This window comes from Streptomyces sp. NBC_01296 (genome assembly GCF_035984415.1).
In the GTDB taxonomy this organism is placed as follows: Bacteria; Actinomycetota; Actinomycetes; order Streptomycetales; family Streptomycetaceae; genus Streptomyces.
The window spans coordinates 3,471,973-3,489,617 of record NZ_CP130720.1 but is presented as its reverse complement, the minus strand read 5'-3'; the positions used below and the strand labels follow the sequence as shown (position 1 = coordinate 3,489,617).

Annotated in this window: 18 protein-coding genes; 14 read left to right on the top strand and 4 right to left on the bottom strand. The window is 71.9% G+C overall.

Features of this window, described 5'->3' with window-relative positions; translation table 11 throughout:
* Positions 1-8 precede the first annotated feature (8 nt).
* On the bottom strand, positions 9-1,580 hold the full coding sequence (locus OG299_RS15530) for an N-acyl-D-amino-acid deacylase family protein (protein WP_327361786.1): 1,572 nt from the start codon (positions 1,578-1,580) through the stop codon (positions 9-11).
* Positions 1,581-1,593: 13 nt separating this feature from the next.
* The gene (locus OG299_RS15525) at positions 1,594-2,874 is read right to left on the bottom strand and encodes an alanine racemase (RefSeq protein ID WP_327361785.1); all 1,281 of its coding nucleotides are present in this window, start codon (positions 2,872-2,874) and stop codon (positions 1,594-1,596) included.
* Positions 2,875-3,000: 126 nt separating this feature from the next.
* On the opposite strand from OG299_RS15525, the gene OG299_RS15520 reads away from it, so the two are divergent.
* Positions 3,001-3,765, top strand: coding sequence for an IclR family transcriptional regulator (locus OG299_RS15520; protein WP_266626043.1), 765 nt, complete (start codon positions 3,001-3,003; stop codon positions 3,763-3,765).
* Positions 3,762-4,172 carry a RidA family protein gene (locus OG299_RS15515; protein WP_327361784.1) on the top strand — a complete coding sequence of 137 codons (411 nt, stop codon included), beginning with the start codon at positions 3,762-3,764 and terminating at the stop codon, positions 4,170-4,172. Before OG299_RS15520 ends, OG299_RS15515 begins: the two co-directional genes overlap by 4 nt.
* Positions 4,173-4,249: 77 nt before the next feature.
* Here the strand turns inward: OG299_RS15515 and OG299_RS15510 are convergent, their stop codons facing one another.
* A complete protein-coding gene (locus OG299_RS15510; RefSeq protein WP_327361783.1) occupies positions 4,250-5,587 on the bottom strand; it encodes a M14 family metallopeptidase in 1,338 nt (445 codons plus the stop codon).
* A gap of 126 nt (positions 5,588-5,713) precedes the next feature.
* Complete coding sequence (locus tag OG299_RS15505) at positions 5,714-7,408, bottom strand: chitinase (RefSeq protein ID WP_442817510.1); 1,695 nt, start codon at positions 7,406-7,408, stop codon at positions 5,714-5,716.
* A gap of 382 nt (positions 7,409-7,790) precedes the next feature.
* Here OG299_RS15505 and OG299_RS15500 point away from each other — a divergent pair, with 382 nt between their 5' ends.
* From OG299_RS15500 to OG299_RS15445, 12 genes are all read left to right on the top strand, one after another.
* Positions 7,791-8,780, top strand: coding sequence for a hypothetical protein (locus OG299_RS15500; RefSeq protein ID WP_266626037.1), 990 nt, complete (start codon positions 7,791-7,793; stop codon positions 8,778-8,780).
* A 39-nt stretch (positions 8,781-8,819) separates the two neighbouring features.
* A complete protein-coding gene (cpaB, locus tag OG299_RS15495) occupies positions 8,820-9,521 on the top strand; it encodes a Flp pilus assembly protein CpaB (RefSeq protein WP_266626035.1) in 702 nt (233 codons plus the stop codon).
* A gap of 7 nt (positions 9,522-9,528) precedes the next feature.
* Positions 9,529-10,842 (top strand): CpaE/TadZ family protein, encoded by a 1,314-nt coding sequence (locus tag OG299_RS15490; RefSeq protein WP_266626033.1) that lies wholly within the window; start codon positions 9,529-9,531, stop codon positions 10,840-10,842.
* A 3-nt stretch (positions 10,843-10,845) separates the two neighbouring features.
* Positions 10,846-11,223, top strand: coding sequence for a TadE/TadG family type IV pilus assembly protein (locus OG299_RS15485; RefSeq protein ID WP_266626031.1), 378 nt, complete (start codon positions 10,846-10,848; stop codon positions 11,221-11,223).
* Between the two features lies 1 nt (position 11,224).
* Positions 11,225-11,587: a TadE/TadG family type IV pilus assembly protein gene (locus OG299_RS15480; RefSeq protein ID WP_266626029.1), complete on the top strand. Its 363-nt coding sequence runs from the start codon at positions 11,225-11,227 to the stop codon at positions 11,585-11,587.
* The gene (locus OG299_RS15475) at positions 11,584-12,930 is read left to right on the top strand and encodes a TadA family conjugal transfer-associated ATPase (protein ID WP_266626027.1); all 1,347 of its coding nucleotides are present in this window, start codon (positions 11,584-11,586) and stop codon (positions 12,928-12,930) included. The genes OG299_RS15480 and OG299_RS15475 overlap by 4 nt, the downstream gene beginning before the upstream one ends.
* Complete coding sequence (locus tag OG299_RS15470) at positions 12,927-13,865, top strand: type II secretion system F family protein (protein ID WP_266626025.1); 939 nt, start codon at positions 12,927-12,929, stop codon at positions 13,863-13,865. The genes OG299_RS15475 and OG299_RS15470 overlap by 4 nt, the downstream gene beginning before the upstream one ends.
* A gap of 13 nt (positions 13,866-13,878) precedes the next feature.
* Complete coding sequence (locus OG299_RS15465) at positions 13,879-14,772, top strand: DUF5936 domain-containing protein (protein ID WP_327361782.1); 894 nt, start codon at positions 13,879-13,881, stop codon at positions 14,770-14,772.
* A gap of 3 nt (positions 14,773-14,775) precedes the next feature.
* Positions 14,776-15,987 (top strand): sensor histidine kinase, encoded by a 1,212-nt coding sequence (locus OG299_RS15460; protein ID WP_327361781.1) that lies wholly within the window; start codon positions 14,776-14,778, stop codon positions 15,985-15,987.
* Entirely contained in the window at positions 15,987-16,670 is a 684-nt protein-coding gene (locus OG299_RS15455) for a response regulator (RefSeq protein WP_327361780.1), read from the top strand. The genes OG299_RS15460 and OG299_RS15455 overlap by 1 nt, the downstream gene beginning before the upstream one ends.
* A 110-nt stretch (positions 16,671-16,780) precedes the next feature.
* The gene (locus OG299_RS15450; RefSeq protein ID WP_327361779.1) at positions 16,781-16,981 is read left to right on the top strand and encodes a hypothetical protein; all 201 of its coding nucleotides are present in this window, start codon (positions 16,781-16,783) and stop codon (positions 16,979-16,981) included.
* Positions 16,978-17,619 (top strand): pilus assembly protein TadG-related protein, encoded by a 642-nt coding sequence (locus OG299_RS15445; protein ID WP_327361778.1) that lies wholly within the window; start codon positions 16,978-16,980, stop codon positions 17,617-17,619. The genes OG299_RS15450 and OG299_RS15445 overlap by 4 nt, the downstream gene beginning before the upstream one ends.
* The last annotated feature ends 26 nt before the right edge of the window (positions 17,620-17,645 follow it).

Genomic DNA, 17,645 nt, shown 5'->3' with positions numbered 1-17,645 from the left:
CAACGGTCTCAGCGCCCGCGGTACGGCGTCCTGCGGACCGACCGGCCGGCCAAGGCGTCCGTCCTCTTCCCGTCCCGCATCACGAACCGGCCGCCGATCAGCACGTGGGGGATGCCGGCCGGCAGCGCCCGCGGGTTCTCGTACGTCGACCCGGCCGCGACCGTGTCCGGGTCGAACAGGACGAGATCGGCGCGCCGGCCGGTGCGCACCAACCCCCGGTCGGGCAACCGCAGTCGGGCCGCCGGGCGGCCGGACAGGTGGGCCACGCACTCCTCCAGCGAGAGCACGCCGAGCTCGCGCACATAGCGCCCGAGGTAGTGCGGGAAGGTGCCGTACGCCCGCGGATGCGGTTTCGCGCCCTGGAGGATGCCGTCCGAGCCGCCGGTGTGGACCCGGTGGCGCATGATCGCCCGGACGTTCTCCTCGTGGCCGACGTGCTGGAGGACCGTCGGCCCCAGCCGGTCCTCCACCAGCAGCCGCCGCGCGGTGTCCCAGTCCCGCAGGCGCGTGCCGACGTACGCCCCGAGCGCGGGGTCCGCCGTTCCCGAGATCTCGATCGTCGCCCAGTCGACGGGGACGCCGTGGCAGCCGTCGGCCCCGGTCACCTCCAGCGCGTACCGGATCCGCTCGGCCTCGGCGTCGTCGCGCAGCCGGGCGAGGACGGCCTGCGGCCCGCCCTCGCCCGCCCAACTGGGCAGGAGCGCGACGAGGGTGGTGCAGCCCGGGGTGTACGGGTACGAGTCGAGGGTGATGTCGGCCCCGGCGGCGAGGGCGTCGTCGAGGAGGGCGAGGAGGGCGCCCGCCCGGCCCTCGTTCTCCGCGAAGTTCATGGTGGCGTGCGCGAGATGCAGCGCGCAGCCGGCCTCCCGGCTCAGCTCGACCATCTCGGCGTACGCGTCGAGCGCGCCGCGCCCGTACGAGCGGTGGTGCGGGCAGTAGTAGCCGCCGTACGCGGCCACCACCCGGCACAGCTCGGTCAGTTCGGCGCCGGACGCGTACATGCCGGGGGTGTAGGTGAGCCCGGAGGACAGCCCGACCGCGCCCTGCGCGAGGCCCTCGGCGACGAGCGTACGCATCCGGTCGAGCTCGGCGGGGGTGGCCGGGCGGTCGTCCCAGCCGATGGCGTACGCGCGGACGGTGCCCTGCGGGACGAGGTACGCGGCGTTGACGGCGATGCCGGTGCGGTCGAGCCGGTCCAGGTACCCGCCCACGTCCCGCCAGCCGAACTCGATGTCCTCGCCCGCGCCGTTCCAGCCGGTGATGGCGGCCCGCACCTGCGCCAGGGTGCGGTCGTCGACGGGCGCGTACGAGAGCCCGTCCTGGCCGAGGACCTCGAGGGTCACGCCCTGGGCGGCCTTGGCGCTGTGGTCCGGGTCGCGGAGCAGGGCGAGGTCGCTGTGGGCGTGCATGTCGACGAACCCGGGGGCCAGCGCGAGGCCGTGCGCGTCGACGGTGTGCCGGCCGCCGGAGCGGATCCGGCCGATCTCGGCGATCCGGCCCTCGTGCACGCCGACGTCGGCGGTGTACGAGGGCCCGCCCGTGCCGTCGACGACGCGGGCCCCGCGGATGACCAGGTCCACCGGCGCGGCTCCGCTAGAAGAAGGTGCGGACGTAGTCGGTGACCGTGCCGTCGGCCGCGACGACCGGGATCAGCGGCCACTTCTCGAAGATCGTGCAGGGGTGGGACATGCCGAGCGCCACCCAGTCCCCGACGTTGACGTCGTCCGCGGAGTCGGTCTCCAGCCAGGCGTGCTGGTCGGACAGTTTGACCACGCGGACACCGGTGGCGGGGCGCTCCTCGCCGGTCAGCGCGTCGCGGACCAGCTCGGCCTCGGGCAGGCCCAGGTCGTAGGCGATGTCGCGCTTGCCGGCGTTGACGAAGGCCTGCGTGGGGGAGGGGCGGGAGACGACCTGCGTCCAGAGCCGGAAGGCGGGGCGCAGGCCGCCCTCCTCCGGGACCCGGTTGAAGGGGGTCAGGCGGGTGTACCAGCCGTGGTCGTGGGAGACGTACGCGCCGGAGCGCAGCAGTCGCAGGGTGGGCCGCGACAGCTCCGGGAGCGCGCCGAACACGTCCGCGACGGCGTCGAACCAGGCGGAGCCGCCGGCGCTGACGACGATCTCCTCGAGGTCGGGGGCGAACCGCCCGGCCCGGTCGAACTCGACGGCGAGCGCGGTGAGCCGGCTCAGGTACGCGTGGACGGAGTCCGGGTCGGCGCCGGGGACCTCGGCCTCGTACCCGGCGATGCCGACGAGGCGCAGGGTGGCGGCCCCGGCCACGGCGTCGGCGACGGCCCGGCAGTCCTCGTCGGTCCGCGCGCCGGTACGGGCGCCCTCGCCGGCGCCGAGCTCGACGACGACGTCGACGACCTGGTCCTGCCCCTGCAGCGCCCGGTCCATGAGCTGCACCCCGCGCACGGAGTCGACGTAGCAGACGAAGCGGAAGCCGGGGTCGGCGGCGAGCTCGGCGGCCACCCACTGCAGGGCGGCCGGGTCGACGAGCTCGTTGGCCAGGAAGATCCGCTGGATGCCGAAGGCGCGGTAGACGCGGGCCTGGTGGGGGACGGCGGAGGTGATGCCCCAGGCGCCGTGTTCGAGCTGGCGCTGGAAGAGCTGCGGCGCCATGCAGGTCTTGCCGTGCGGGGCGAAGGCGAGGCCGTGGCGGGCGGCGTACGTGCCGAGGGCGGTGAGGTTGTGCTCCAGCGCGTCGGCGTCGAGCGTGAGGACGGGGGTGGTGAAGCCGCCGGTGTAGAGATCCCGCTTCTCGGCGGCCAGCCGGCCCACGGTGAGCTTCGCCCGCTCGGCGTCGGGCGGCAGCCCCTTGAACCGGTGGTCGACCGGCTCGTCGGCGAGCCGGCGGACTGCTTCGGTGCCCATGCGGATTCCTCCTCGCGTTGCAGCTGGTGCAACGCTCATTGCGTGCTGTGCCTATGGGTGTCTAACATCCCTGGTGGTGAAGGGTCAACGTCCAGCCGCGTGCGTGGGGTTCCGGAAGGGCATGGCGTGAGTCAGTCGGTGGAGCGGGCGCTGCGGATCCTGCCGCTGCTCGCGAAGGGGGCGGCGGGGCTCGGCGACGTCGCCGAGGAGCTCGGCGTGCACAAGAGCACGGCCCTGCGCCTGCTGCGCACCCTGCACGAGCACGGCTTCGTCTACCGCCAGCCCGACGGCCGCTACCGCCTCGGCGCGCAGCTCTTCGCGCTGGCCGGGCAGGCCCTGGAGAACCTGGACGTCCGCGCCGTCGCCCACCCCCACCTCGTCGAGCTCAACCGGATCACCGGGCACACCGTGCACCTCGCCCTGCACCAGGACGACGAGGTGGTCTACGTCGACAAGGTCGACAGCCGCTACCCCGTCCGGATGTACTCCCGCATCGGCAAGCCCGTCCCGCTCACCGTCGCCGCCGTCGCGAAGCTGCTGCTCGCCGACCTCCCCGAGGCCGAGCGGCGCAGCCTCGCCGAGCGCATCGACTACCCCCGCTACACCGCCCGCTCCACCCCCGACGCGCAGGCCTTCCTGCGCGAGCTGGACCTCGTACGGGAACAGGGCTGGGCCACCGACCTGGGCGGGCACGAGGAGTCGATCAACTGCGTCGGGGCCCCCGTGCACGGGCCGGACGGGCGGGTCGTCGCCGCGCTGTCCGTCTCCGCGCCCGGCGTGGTCGTCCCCGCCGAGGGGCTGCTCGAGCTGCTGCCCCTGGTCCTGCGGACCGCCGACACCGTCAGCCGGGAGTACTCAGGCTCCCCGGAGAACAGCGAGGACACCCCGTGACCGAGAAGACCGCCATCACGCCGGACACGCACACCACCCCGCCCGCGAAGTTCTCGCACGGCGTGCGCAAGGGGAACATCCTCCAGGTCGCCGGCCAGGTCGGCTTCCTCCCGCACGTGGACGGCCGGGCGCCCACCCCCGCCGGGCCGACGCTGCGCGAGCAGACCCTCCAGACGCTGGAGAACGTCCGCTCCGTGCTGGAGGCCGGCGGCGCGGGCTGGGACGACGTGATGATGATCCGGGTGTACCTCACCGACACCGGGCACTTCGCCGAGATGAACGCCCTCTACAACGCCTACTTCGAAGAGCGGGGCCTCAAGGAGGCCCCGGCCGCCCGCACCACCGTGTACGTCGGCCTGCCCGCCGGCCTCCTCATCGAGATCGACGCCCTCGCCGTCGTCGGGTAGCCCCCGGCCGAAAGGGGCGCCCCCCTGGCGGTGGGGCGCCCCCGGTGCGGTGCGGCGCTCGGATCACAGGTCGCGGATCACGTGCAGTACTGCGACTGCTTGCCGATCGAGCGGTACATGCAGTCCGCGTTCTCCAGCAGTTGCAGGACGGCGTCGCGGTTGCGTACCGTCTCGCGGTCGATCACCTCGTCCGGCGGGTAGAAGCCGCCCCCGCCGCCGGTGTCGGACGGGTACATCTCGAAGGTGTAGGCGAAGATCTTCTGGTTGCCCCACAGCCAGTCGTCGATCGTCCCGTCCGTGATGTACAGGTCGCTCGACTGCTCCGGCGTGTAGCCGTTGCTGTTGGCCATGCTGGTGCCGATGGTCTTGTAGACGGCGAGGTCGTCGGCCGTCAGGCCGGGCGCCGTGTCGTTGTACGTCCACCCGAACGGCCAGAGCACCAGCTCGCTGTACGTGTGGAAGTCGATGGCGGCGGTGATCTGCTGCTTGCCGCCGACCACGCGGCTGCGGACGAAGTCCGCGACCACCTTCACCTCGGGCCCCGACTCGGCGGCCGCGCCGCGGTAGGTCTCGGAGCTCTTGCTGCTGCTGGAGCCGCCGCAGCAGCCCCACTTGTAGTTCCAGTTCCGGTTCAGGTCGGTGCCGACGTACGAGGAGCCCGAGTTCGGCTGCCGGTTCTTGCGCCAGGAGCGGTAGGAGCCGGTCGCGATGTCGTACTCGCCGCCGTCCGGGTTGAGGTCCGGCACGATCCAGATCTCGCGGCCGTTGACCATGTTGGTGATCCGCGTGTCGGTGCCGTACTTGGAGCCGAACTCCTTGAGCAGGTAGAGCGCCATCTCGACGGTCAGGTGCTCGCGGGCGTGCTGGTGGTGCGTGAAGAGCACCTCGGGCTCGTTCTCGTCGGTCGCGACGTTGTCACTGATCTTGATGGCGACGATGTCCCGGCCCTGGTACGACTTTCCGATCACTTTCTTGCTCATGATCGAGGGGTACTGCGCGATGCGCTGGTCGATCTCCGCGTTCGCCTCGGCGTAGTTGTGGTACATCGAGTCCTTGGACGGGAAGTCCATCGGGCTCGCCGCCACGCCCCGCTCGGAACGGTCCGGCGGCCCGGGCAGCGCGGTCAGCTCGTATCCGAGCGCCCGCAGCTGCTTGGCCTGCATGGGGTCGGCGCTGACGACGACCGAGCGGGCGTCGACCTCGTCGATCGAAACACCCGTACGGAGCAGAGCCGTTCGCTCGGCGGCCGTGGACGGGCCCTTGATCTCGTACTGGACGACGGACTCGTCCTGGGTGGCGGTCGACGGTGTGGGCGGTGGGGCCGCCGTCGCGCTCATGCCGTAGGCGGGTGCGCCGAGCGCGAGAGCGAGCAGGGCCGCCGTGACGGCGGCCCTGCGTCGGGTGTGGAGCCGCATGCGTTCTCCTGGGTGGGAGTGTGGGGGTAGCCGTGCGGACGCGCACAGCGTGCTCTCGTGGCATGTCCCGGTCAAGAACTGCATTCCGGCCAAATCTGCCGGGACGGCCACCCCCACACGTACCGCCTAGGGCAGGCCGTGAACCTTCGGACCCACCGAGTTGGACCAAGCGCTCCCCGCCTTGGCGTCCCAGTTGGTCGACCAGGTCATCGCGCCGCGCAGCCCCGGGTACGTCTTCGAGGGCTTGAAGGATCCGCAGTTCGTGCCCCGGGCCAGGCAGTCCAGGGCGTTGTTCACGATGGTCGGGGAGACGTACCCGCTGCCCGCGCCGCTCGGCGAGGCCGGGACGCCGATGCCCACCTGCGAGGGGTCGAGGCCGCCCTCGAGCTGGATGCAGGCCAGCGCGGTGAGGAAGTCCACCGAGCCCTGCGAGTAGACCTTGCCGTCGCAGCCGTTCATCGAGCCGCTGTTGTAGTACTGCATGTTGACGACGGTGAGGATGTCCTTGATGTTCAGCGCCGTCTTGAAGTAGCCGCCCGCCGTCGACTGCATGTCGATGGTCTGCGGGGCCATCGTGATGACGAGCGAGGGGCCGGCCTTGGCGGACAGCGAGCGCAGGGCCTGCGTCATGTAGGTCGGGTTGAGGCCGTTCTCCAGGTCGATGTCGATCCCGCTGAAGCCGTACTCCTGCATCAGCGCGTACGCCGAGTTCGCCAGGTTGTTCGCGGAGGTCGAGTCGTTCACCGAGATGGTGCCCTTCTCGCCGCCGACGGAGAGGGTGACGGACTTGCCGGCGGCCTTCTTCGCGGCGATGTCCGCCTTGAACCGGTCGACCGTGTAGCCGCCGAGACCGGCCGAGTCGAGGTTGAAGGAGATGGCCCCGGGCGTGGTCGTGGCGTCGGCGAAGGAGACGGCGATGATGTCGTACTGGGACGAGACGTCCGAGATCTTCTGGACGGTCGCGCCGTTGTTGAAGTTCTGCCAGTAGCCGGTCAGCGCGTGCTTGGGGACCGAGGGGTTCGGGTCCGGGTTCCCGCCGCCGGTGGTCGTGCCGGTCACCGCCGCGGACTTCGGACCCTCGCCGGCCGCGTTGTACGCGCTCACCTGGAAGGAGTACGAGGTGGCGGCGGCGAGCCCGGTGATCTGGGCGGGGGAGCCGGACGCGGTCTTGACCCGGACGCCGTCCTGATAGACGTAGTAGCCGCTCGCCCCGCTGACCGCGTTCCACGAAAGGGTGAGCCCGTTGGCGCTCTGGCCGGAAACGGCGGTCCCGGCCGGGGCGCCGGGCACGGACGGGCCGGGGTCGGTGCCGCCGCCCCCGTCCGGGCCGAAGACGCTGAAGTCGTCGACGACGTAGGCGGCCTGCCCGTACCAGCCGTGCGTCCACACGGTGACCTGGGTGGTGTTCGGGCCCGTGGTGAAGGTGGTCGACAGCTTCTGCCAGCCGCCGCCCGAGCCGGGGGTCCAGGTGGACACGTCCTGCGTACCGGTCCCGGTCGCGCCGAGGTACACGTACGAGCCCTGCACCTGCTCGCTGAGCGTGTACGTCGAGTTCGGCTTGACCGTGACGGTCTGACTGCACTGCGCGTTGTCCTGACCCGCGGGGGTGCCCTTGAGGGCACCGGCCCCGGCGTACACGGGCGAGGACACGACGGCGCCGCTCCCGGAGCTGCACGTCCAGTCGGCGAGCCCGGACTCGAAGCCTCCGTTGCGGGCGACGTTGACGTCGGCGGCCTGGGCGGTGCCGGTGGCGAGGGCGGTCAGGCCGCCGGCGGCGAGGGTGGCGGCGCCCAGGAGGGCGAGCGAGCGTATGCGGTTCACGTGGTCTCCGTGGGGGGAGAAGGGGATGTGAAGGGGGTGGTGGAACAGGCGGAGGGGCAGGTGGAGGGACGCCTTCGGGCGTAAGTGGGGGAACCCGTCAACGTGTTGGCCCCAAGTTGGTCCAGACCAATCTCCGTGTCAAGGCTCTTTGCAATGTGGCTTGAATTGATCGGGCATCCGATCCCGGTTGTCCGGGTTTCCCGCCACCTGTGACAGGTGCCTGCAGCACGGGAATTCCCAAGGCCCTGCCCTGCCAGGGACGACGCGGATATGGTGCTGGGGCAAGGGGGAAGGGCGCCGATCGTTTGCGGTCGCGCAGGGGTGCGCGTACGCGACGGCGGCGCCGACGTATGGGGCGTACGGGGTGAACAGGGGGATTCGCGTGCCGACCGCCATTGCCGTCACCAGCGCCGATCTGGCGCTGCCGGCCCCTGACCGGCACACACCGCCGGCCGTCGTACTGCACCCGCCGGGGCAGCTAGACCTGGCGGGCGCGCTCGCCGAGACGAGCGCCCTGCTGGAGCGCCACGGCCACCTCGTGGTCTTCGTGCCGCCCTGGCTGCCGACGGCGACCGTCCAGCGGCTGCACACGGTGCGGGCCATCCTGGAGACCGACCGGATCGCCCTCATCGACCTCGATCTGCCCCCGCTGGCCACGGCCCTGCTGGTACGTCAGCTGCGCCAGCTGAGCGTCTGCGACTTCAGCCCCGGGGTCATCGCCTCCGCGGCCCGGCTGCTGTCCCACTACATCCACGCGGGGGCCCTGCTGGGCTCGGTCGCCAAACTGGACCGGGTCCCGGTCGGCCTCAAGGCCCACGCGCGCTCGTGGTCGCCGAACGCGCAGTTCGCCGTACTGGCCCACCCGACCCCGCACCTGGTCAGGCTGAGCGGCTCCGGCGGCAAGGCCCACGGCGGCCGCGCCGCACACGGCGGGCACGGCTCGGGCGCCCGCTCCGGAGGCGCCCGCTCCGGGGCCGCAGCGGGCGCCGGGCTGCCGCCCGGCCCCGGATTCGCCACGCACCTCACCTTCGCCCGCGGCCAGCTCGCCTCCGACTGGGTGGCGGCCGAACTCGCCCCCGCCTGGCAGGTCCAGGGCGTGATGGAGAACCCGCTCCCCGCCGACTCGCCCGTCTGGTGGGCCACGACGAAGCTCGTGGAGTTCGCCGCCGCCATCCCGGACCCGGCCGTGCTCTACCAGCTCGTCGCCTCCGTTCGGCGCGAGCAGTGCCACTGGTGCGGCCTCGAGCTCATCGGCGACCGCTGCGGCTTCTGCGCCGCGCCGCTGGCCGCACCGCCGCCGGCCGAGGAAGGGGGCCGGACGGCAGCACCGGCGTTCTCCGGCTCTCCCGGCTCCTCCAGACCAAGACACTGACCGGCTCGAACCACGAAGAACGGCGAGGTAGTACGGCCCATGAACTCACGCCAGCGCCGCGGCGTCATCCTGCTGCTCCTGTCGGTCCTCTGCGCCCTCGCGGCGTTCGGCGGGGTCCTCGTGGTGATCGGCGACGTCAATTCCAAGGTCGGGTCCGAGGTCGTCGCGTACCGCGCCAAGGGCGACATCGCGCCGTACAGCCCGCTGTCGGCGGGCCAGTTCGAGGAAGTCTCGATCCCCAAGCGCTGGCTGTCCGACACCGCCGTCACCGACCTCGGGCAGCTCAAGGACAAGATCACGCTCACCACCCTGCGCAAGGGCTCACTGCTCCAGGCGGGCATGTTCGTCGACAAGCCGCAGCTCCAGCCCGGGGAGCAGGAGATCGCCATCATGATCGACGCGTCGACCGGCGTGGCCGGCAAGATCTACTCCGGGGCCAAGGTCAACATCATCGCCACCTTCAAGGGCGCCAAGGACACCGAGCCCTCCCGGTCGGTGATCATCGTGGCCAACGCGCGCGTCCTGAACGTCGGCAGGCTCACCGCCCTCGACAAGGACAGCGACAAGAAGGGCCCCGCCGAGGCGGTCCCGATCACCTTCGCCCTGAACACCAAGGACACCCAGCGCGTCGCGTACGCCGAGTCCTTCGCGGAGCACGTACGCCTGGCCCTGGTGGCCCCCGGCACCGACTCCGCGCCCGGCGCGAGCGACCGCACGTACACCCTCGACGGGGACAAGTGAGGCCCGGATGACCACCCGAATCCTCCCCGCGGCCGGCGACCCGGACGCCGCCCGCGCCATCTCCACCCTCCTCAGCCAGCTCCCGGCCGCCGAGCCGGGCGCCCCGGTCCCCGACTCCACCTCGCTGCTGGACACCCTGGGGCGGCTCGCCGCCGAGTCCATCGACGAACTGCCCGAGGTGGTCCTCGTCCACGAGCGGATCGGCCCGGTGCCCGCGCTCGACCTCATCCGCGAGGTCGCGCTCCGCTTCCCGGCGGTGGGCGTGGTGCTGGTGTCCTCCGACGCGGGCCCGGCGCTGTTCTCCGCCGCCATGGACTCCGGCGCCCGGGGTCTGATCGGGCTGCCGCTCGCGTACGAGGAGCTCGCCGCCCGCGTCCAGGCCGCCGCCCAGTGGTCCGTGGGCGTACGCCGCCACCTGGGCCGGGGAGCCGACGTGTTCACCGGGCCCGGCGGCAAGGTGGTCACCGTCACCGGGGCCAAGGGCGGCGTCGGCACCACCTTCACCGCCGTGCAGTTCGCGCTCGCCGCGGCCGCCTCGGGGCGGCGTACGGCCCTGGTCGACATGGACCTCCAGGCCGGCGACGTCGGCTCGTACCTCGACGTGCAGTTCCGGCGCTCCATCGCCGACCTCGCCGGGATCCAGGACATCTCGCCGCGGGTGCTCCAGGACGCGGTGTACGACGACCGGACCGGGCTGGCACTGCTGCTGGCCCCGGCGGACGGCGAACGCGGCGAGGAGGTCGACGAACGCGCCGCCCGGCACATCGTCGGCGCCCTGCGCAGCCGGTACGAGCTGGTCGTCATCGACTGCGGCACCCAGGTGACGGGCGCGAACGCGGCGGCGGTGGAGATGGCGGACGTGGCGGTCCTGGTCACCACCCCGGACGTGGTCTCCGTACGGGCGGCGAAGCGCCTGGTCCGGATGTGGGAGCGGCTCCAGGTCCGCAAGGCGGAGGACACCGCGATGGTGGTCAACCGCTGGAGCAAGCACACGGAGATCCAGCCCGCGCTCATCGAGAAGATCACGAAGACCCGGGCCACCCGGACCCCGGTGCCGGCGGCCTTCAAGGAGCTCCAGGCGGTCGTGGACGCGGGACGGGTGCAGGACCTCGACAACCGCTCCAGCGTGAAGCAGGCGCTGTGGACGCTGGCGGGCGAACTCGGCCTGCTGACTCCCCCGTCCACGCCGGAGCCCGCAGCCGCCGCCTCGGGAACCCCGGGCGCGGCCCTGGCGGTACGGGCCCCCGGCCCGGTGGCCCGCCTGCGGGGCGGCGACCGGGGCGCGGCGGGCCCCTGGCTGCGCCGCGGCCGGGAGGGCTGAGGCATGTCCGCGCGGAGACCCGCCCGCGCCGCCCGGGGAGACCGCGGCCAGGTGGCGATCGAGTTCGTCGGCATGGTGCCGCTGATCCTGCTGCTCGTGGCGGCGGTGTGGGAGTGCGTACTGATCGGGTACGCGTTCTCCCTGGCGGGCAACGCGGCGGACGAGGCGGCGCGGGTGGGGGCGGTGCACGGGGACGGGGCGTGCGATGCCGCTGCGCGCCGGCATGTCGGGGGCGCCTGGAACATGGGTGTGGACTGCCGGGAGTCCGGCGACGTCTACAAGGCGACCGTGAAGCTCAACCTCCCGGTCCTCTTCCCGGGCCTCGGCATCGGTACCCCCATCACGGGCGAGGGCGGCTCCGCGAAGGAAGAGGAGGACTGAGGTGAAACGCGACCGGGACCGGGGCCAAGTGGCCCTGGAGTACATCGGCTTCATCCCGATCCTGCTGTTCGTCGCCCTGTGCGGGATCCAGCTCGGCTGGGTCGGCTACGTCCACCAGCAGGCCGAGACCGCTGCCCGCACCGCCGCACGCGTGGAGGCCCGCAACCCGGGCGCCGGCTCGGCGGCGGGCAGGGCGGCCATCAGCTCCGGCCTCGACGCGACGATCGACGTGCTTGCGGGCCCTGACGCAGTCACCGCGAAGGTCAGCATCCCGATCAAGTCCATCGTGCCGGGCCTGTCCATCGACCCGGCCAGGGCAACGGCCATCATGCCCAACGACGATCCGAAGGTGACCGGTCCATGAGCCTGCGTTCCCGGGTCAACACCCCCGACGACCGGCACAGTCCCCGCGAGGACGGCCGGCTGGTCTCCGCGTACCGGGCGAAGCTGCTGGAGGAGATCGACCTCGCCGAGATGTCCGCGCTCGCGCCCGCCGAGCGCCGGGCCCGGCTGGAGCGCGTGCTCGGGCACATCATCAGCCGCGAGGGGCCCGTCCTTTCCACCGTCGAGCGGGCGCAGCTGATCCGCCGGGTCGTGGACGAGGCGCTCGGCCTCGGTGTGCTCGAACCGCTCCTCGAGGACGCCTCGATCTCCGAGATCATGGTCAACGGACCGGACCAGATCTTCGTCGAGCGCGCCGGCCGCGTCGAGCAGCTGCCCCTGCGCTTCGCCTCGCACGAGCAGCTGATGCAGACCATCGAGCGGATCGTCTCCACCGTCAACCGCCGGGTGGACGAGGCCAATCCGATGGTCGACGCGCGCCTGCCCAGCGGCGAGCGCGTCAACGTGATCATTCCGCCGCTGTCCCTGACCGGGGCCACCCTCACGATCCGCCGCTTCCCGCGCGCGTTCACCCTGCACGAGATGATCGGCCTCGGCTCGCTGGACGAGCAGATGCTCCTGCTCCTGTCCGGCCTGGTCCAGGCGAAGATGAACGTCATCGTGTCGGGGGCCACCGGCACCGGGAAGACCACGCTCCTCAACGCCCTCTCCGGCCTGATCCCCGAGGGCGAGCGGATCATCACCATCGAGGACTCGGCGGAGCTCCAGCTCCAGCAGGCGCACGTCATCCGCCTGGAATCCCGCCCGGCGAACGTGGAGGGCAAGGGCCGGATCACCATCCGCGACCTCGTCCGCAACTCCCTGCGCATGCGCCCCGACCGCATCATCGTCGGCGAGGTCCGCGGCGGCGAGACGCTCGACATGCTCCAGGCGATGTCGACCGGCCACGACGGCTCCCTGGCCACCGTCCACGCGAACAGCGCCGAGGACGCCCTGATGCGCCTGCAGACCCTCGCCTCCATGTCCGAGGTGGAAGTCCCCTTCGAGGCCCTGCAGGACCAGATCAACAGCGCGGTGAACGTGGTCGTCCAGCTGACCCGCTTCGGCGACGGCTCGCGCCGCCTCACCGAGATCGCCATCCTCGACTCGCACGGCCGCGAGCCCTTCCGCATCACCACCGTGTGCCGGTTCGCCGCCCAGCCGATGGGCCCCGACGGCCGCGTCCACGGCTACTTCGAGTACTACCCGCTGCCGCGCCGGATCGCGGACCGCCTCTACATGAACAACCAGCCGATCCCGCAGGCCTTCGGGGTCGCCATGTCCGACGACCAGCTCGCCACCCGCATCACCCGGACCGTCCTGTGAACCCACTCATCCTCCTCACCCTCGGCGCCACGCTGCTGGCCTGCGTCCTCGTGGTCGTCGGCGTCCACGCCTACGCCGCCGGCCGCGCCCAGCGCGCCGCCCTCATCGAACGCCTCGCCACGGACGGCGCACCGGAGCCGACGGGCCGCAGGCGCCGCTTCCCCGGCGTGGACCGGCGTCTGCGCAGAACCGCGCTGGGCAAGCGGATCGAGGTGAAGCTGGCCGTGACCGGCCTGGACCTCACGCCCGGCGAGTTCTTCGTCTACGTGCTGATGTCCGTCGCCGGCGTGTGGCTCGTCGCGGCGAGCTTCCTGGCCCCGTTCTTCGGCCCGGTGGCCGGCCTGATCGGCCTGTGGGCGGCGGACGCCTTCCTCAACTGGCAGCGGGCGCGCCGCACCGAGCGGTTCATCAACCAGCTCCCCGAGCTCGCCCGCATCCTCGCCAATGCCACCCAGGCCGGGCTGGCCCTGCGTACGGCCATCGCCATAGCGGCGGAGGAGCTGGAGGCCCCGGCGGGCGAGGAGCTCGCGCGCGTCGCCGACCGGCTCGCCGTCGGGCACTCCATCGAGGAGTCCCTCGGCGAGATCGCGCAGCGGCTTCCCTCCCGGGAACTGGTCGTCCTCGTCTCCACGCTCGTCCTGTCCGCGCGCGCGGGCGGCGCCATCGTCGGCAGCCTGCGCAACCTCACGGTGACGCTGGAGCAGCGCAAGGAGACGCGGCGCGAGATCCGCACCCAGCTCTCCCAGGTGACGGTGACGGCCTACCTGGTACCGGCGATCGGACTCGGCTCGCTGCTGCTGGTGAACGTGATGATGCCGGGCGCGCTGGACCGGATGACCGGCGCGTTCATCGGCCAGACGGCGGTGCTGGTGGCGATCGGGCTCTTCACGCTCGGCTTCGTCCTGATCCGCCGCCTCTCGAAGATCGACGTGTGAGGGGGCGACGGACATGACGGCTCTGCTGCTGGCCCTGCTGCTGGGGGTGTCGGTCTTCGGCGTCTTCCACGGCATCCGCCTCTACCGCGCCGAGACGAAACTGCCGAGCGACCTCGCGCTCGCCCTGGAGGTCGGCGCCACCCGTACGACGGCGGTCGGCTCGGCCGTGGACCGGCTCGGCATCCGCTGGGCGCCGCTCGTCCTGCGCCTGATGGGCCCGAACCGGGTCGCCCGCAAGCGCCGCCAGATCGACCTGGCGGGCAATCCGGCGGGCCTGACGATCGACCGGTACGCGGCGCGCCGTGCGGTGTACGGGTTCCTGGGCGCGCTCGGCGCGTTCTCGATGCTGATCAACGGCCAGCTCGTACCGGCCCTGCTGATGGTCGCCTTCGGCCTGTTCTGGATCGAGGTCGGCCTGTGGTCGGCGATCCGGGTCCGCCGCGACCACATCGAGCGGACGCTGCCGGACTTCCTGGACGTGCTGGCGGTCGTCGTGAGCGCGGGGCTCGGCTTCCGGCAGGCGCTGGAGCGGGTGGCCGGCAAGTACGAGGGCCCCTGGTCGGACGAGATCCGGATCACCCTGCAGCAGATGGACATGGGCGTCAGCCGCCGCCAGGCCTTCGACGAACTGCGCGCGCGCAACGACTCCGAGCAGGTGGCGCAGTTCGTGACCGCGCTCCAGCAGGGCGAGGAGCTGGGCTCGCCGATCGTCGAGACGCTGATCGCGATCGCCGAGGACATGCGCCGTACGGATGCCCAGAACGCCCGGCGGCGGGCCGCCCGGGCCGTCCCGAAGGCCACGTTCGCGGTGACGATGTTCATGCTGCCGGGCACGCTGATCCTGCTGGTCTGCGGCTTCGTGTACGGCGCGGACGTCGACTTCGGCGCGATGCTCGGGGGCGGGTGAGCCATGGCGGTCCTCCACATCCCCCGGACCGGCCTGGCGGCGCGGGGGAGGGCGCAGCGCACGGGCAGGCCCTCCTTCACCCTCCAGGTGAACGCCCTCCAGGCCCTGTGCCGCAGGGTGTTCGCGTTCCGGATGGTGGTGATCGGCCTGGGCGCGCCGCTGGCACTGGGGCGCACGGCCCGCGGCGGGCCGATGTACCTCGTTGGCGGCGCGGTCCTGCTCACCTTCATGCTCTCGTACGTGCTCTTCCGCGACTGGGAGCGCTTCGGGCCGCTGCTGCTGCGCCACCGCTGGCTGCTGGCCCCGGACATGGCGTTCTGCGGGCTGCTGCTGGTCACGGCCACGCCGGACTCGCCCCTCGGCTTCGCCGTGCTCTGCACACCGCTGCTGGCCGGGCTGGTCCACGGGTGGCGCGGTTCGGCGGTCTACGCGGCCCTGGCGGCGGCCCTGGTGGCGGCCGTGGGCGGCGCCGACCTGACCCTGCCGGTGCTCTGCCTCCTGGCGGGCGCGGCCGGCGCCTCGCTGCGGGACCTGCTCTTCCGCTTCGGCTCGGCGAGCCAGGCCCTGACGGAGACGCGGGCCCGGCTGGCGGTGGCCGAGGCGGTGCGCGCCGAACGGGACCACCTGGCCCGCGAGATGCACGACTCGGTGTCGAAGACCCTGCACGGCCTGGCCCTGGCGGCGGACGCCCTCGCCCGCACCACGGACCCGGCGGCCCTGCGCCGCCAGGCCGCTTTCCTCTCCGGCGCGGCCCGCGCGGCGGCGGCGGAATCCCGGGCACTGCTGACGGACCTGCGGTGCGAGGCGGATGCGCCGGGGGTCTCGCTGTCAGGGGAACTCCGCCGCCTGGTCGGCGCGGACGCGGAGCTCCGTACGGAGGGGGTCCTCCCCGTGCTCCCCTCCGCAGTGGCGCACCACCTCCTGGCGGTCGCCTCGGAGGCCCTGGAGAACGCCCGCCGCCACGCGGGAGCCTCGCGCGTGACGGTCAAGGCGGCGGTGGACGCGAGGGACCTCACCCTGACCATCGAGGACAACGGCTGCGGCCTCCCGCCCGATGCCCGACGCCGCAGGGGCCGCTTCGGGCTGCTCGGGATGACGGAACGCGCGGCGTCGATCGGCGCCCGCCTCCACATCGGAGCCCGGCCGTCCGGCCCCGGAACCCTCGTCCGCCTGGACCTCCCGCTCGTGGCCCTGACCCCGGAGGGGAGCCCGTGATGCCGCTCCGCGTCCTGATCGCCGACGACAACCCGGTCGTACGGGCGGGCCTGTCGGCCCTCTTGGCCACGGCCGGGGACCTGGAGGTGGTGGCCCAGGCATCGGACGGCCGCGAGGCCCTCAGCCTCACCCGCCGGCACGCCCCGGACGTGATCCTGCTGGACGTCCGCATGCCGGGCGTCGACGGCATCTCGGCGCTGCCGCACCTCGTACAGCTGGCGCCCGTACTGATGCTGACGTACAGCCAGGAATCGGAGATCGTCCGAGAATCCCTCCTCCTGGGCGCGGGAGGCTACCTGGTCCACGGCGAATTCACGCCCGAGGACCTGGTCCGAGCCGTCCGCGACGTCCGCGAGGGCCGGGCCCACTTCACGACGACGGCGGCGAGCGCGCTCCTCGCCAACCTCCGGACCTCTTCGCAACCGCAACGATCTGTGGCACGCTCTCCTGAGCGACTGCACAACTCGGTTCTCTTCGGCCTGAGTTCGAGGGAGGTGGAGATCATGGATCTGATCGCGTCCGGGATGAGCAACCAGCAGATCGCGGCCACCTGCTTCATCAGCGAGAAGACGGTCAAGAACCACATCAACCGCATCTTCGCGAAGCTCCAGAGCACGAGCCGCAGCGAGGCGATAGCGCGCTGGCTGGGAACGGCCCGTCCAGGGGTGACCGGCCATGGGTAGACGGAGTGCGCAGTGGGTCCGTAATTGGGCCCCGGGACCCTTGGTTATCACCGGTGACTCCCCGTACGGTCCGCAAACCAACAGCGGCACCGGCCCGGGAGGGAACCCCCATGTTGCAGAACACCCTGGCGAGGATGCGGAAGCGGTACGAGGGCAAGGGCGCGAACGATCGAGGCCAGACGGCCTTCGAATACCTGGGCATCATCCTGGTGGTCGTGGTGATCATCGGCGCGATCATCGGCACGGGCATCGGTCAGGCCATCACCACCAAGATCACGGGTGCAGTCGCGAGTATCACCGCGGGGAAGTGAGCCTGCGCGGATTGCGCGACGATCGCGGACAGGCATTCCCGATCTACGCGGTCGCGGTGGTCGGCCTGCTCTTCGCCGCTTTGGCCTTCTTCGTCGTGGGTCAGGCGGGCGTCACACGCAGCAATGCGCAAGGAGCCGCTGATGCGGCGGCCCTTGCCGCTGCTGGCGAAGCCAGGGACAACGCATTTCTGGGGCTCGACTTGCTCAGCCTCAAGCCCACCGACTGGGCGAAGCTTGTCGACGGTGACCTTCTCGCCGGGGACGGGGCGTGTGAAAAGGCAGACGAGTTTGCCGCCTTGAACGATGCCACCGCGGAGTGTGTAGCGGCCATCCCCGTTGTCACCGTGACGGTGACAACGAACGGGACTGTCGGGCAGTCGGTTGTGCCGGGTACCGAGGGAATCCACGGTAAGGCCGCAGCCAAGGCGGCTATCAAGCCTCGGTGTTCCCTGAGGTCGGCCCCGGATCCCACCCCGCCCGCCCAGACGCCAAGTCCGACGCCAAGTCCGAGCCCGTCACCGGGAGCGGGAGGCGTCACCTTCGTCTGCGACGGGAAGTCTCTCGCCTTGGATCCGGCGAAACCGGGCCCGCTGACCAAGCTGGCGAGGGTGCTCTTCACGGTTCGACTGGTCGACTGACAAGTACGCGAGAGAAGGAAGCTGCA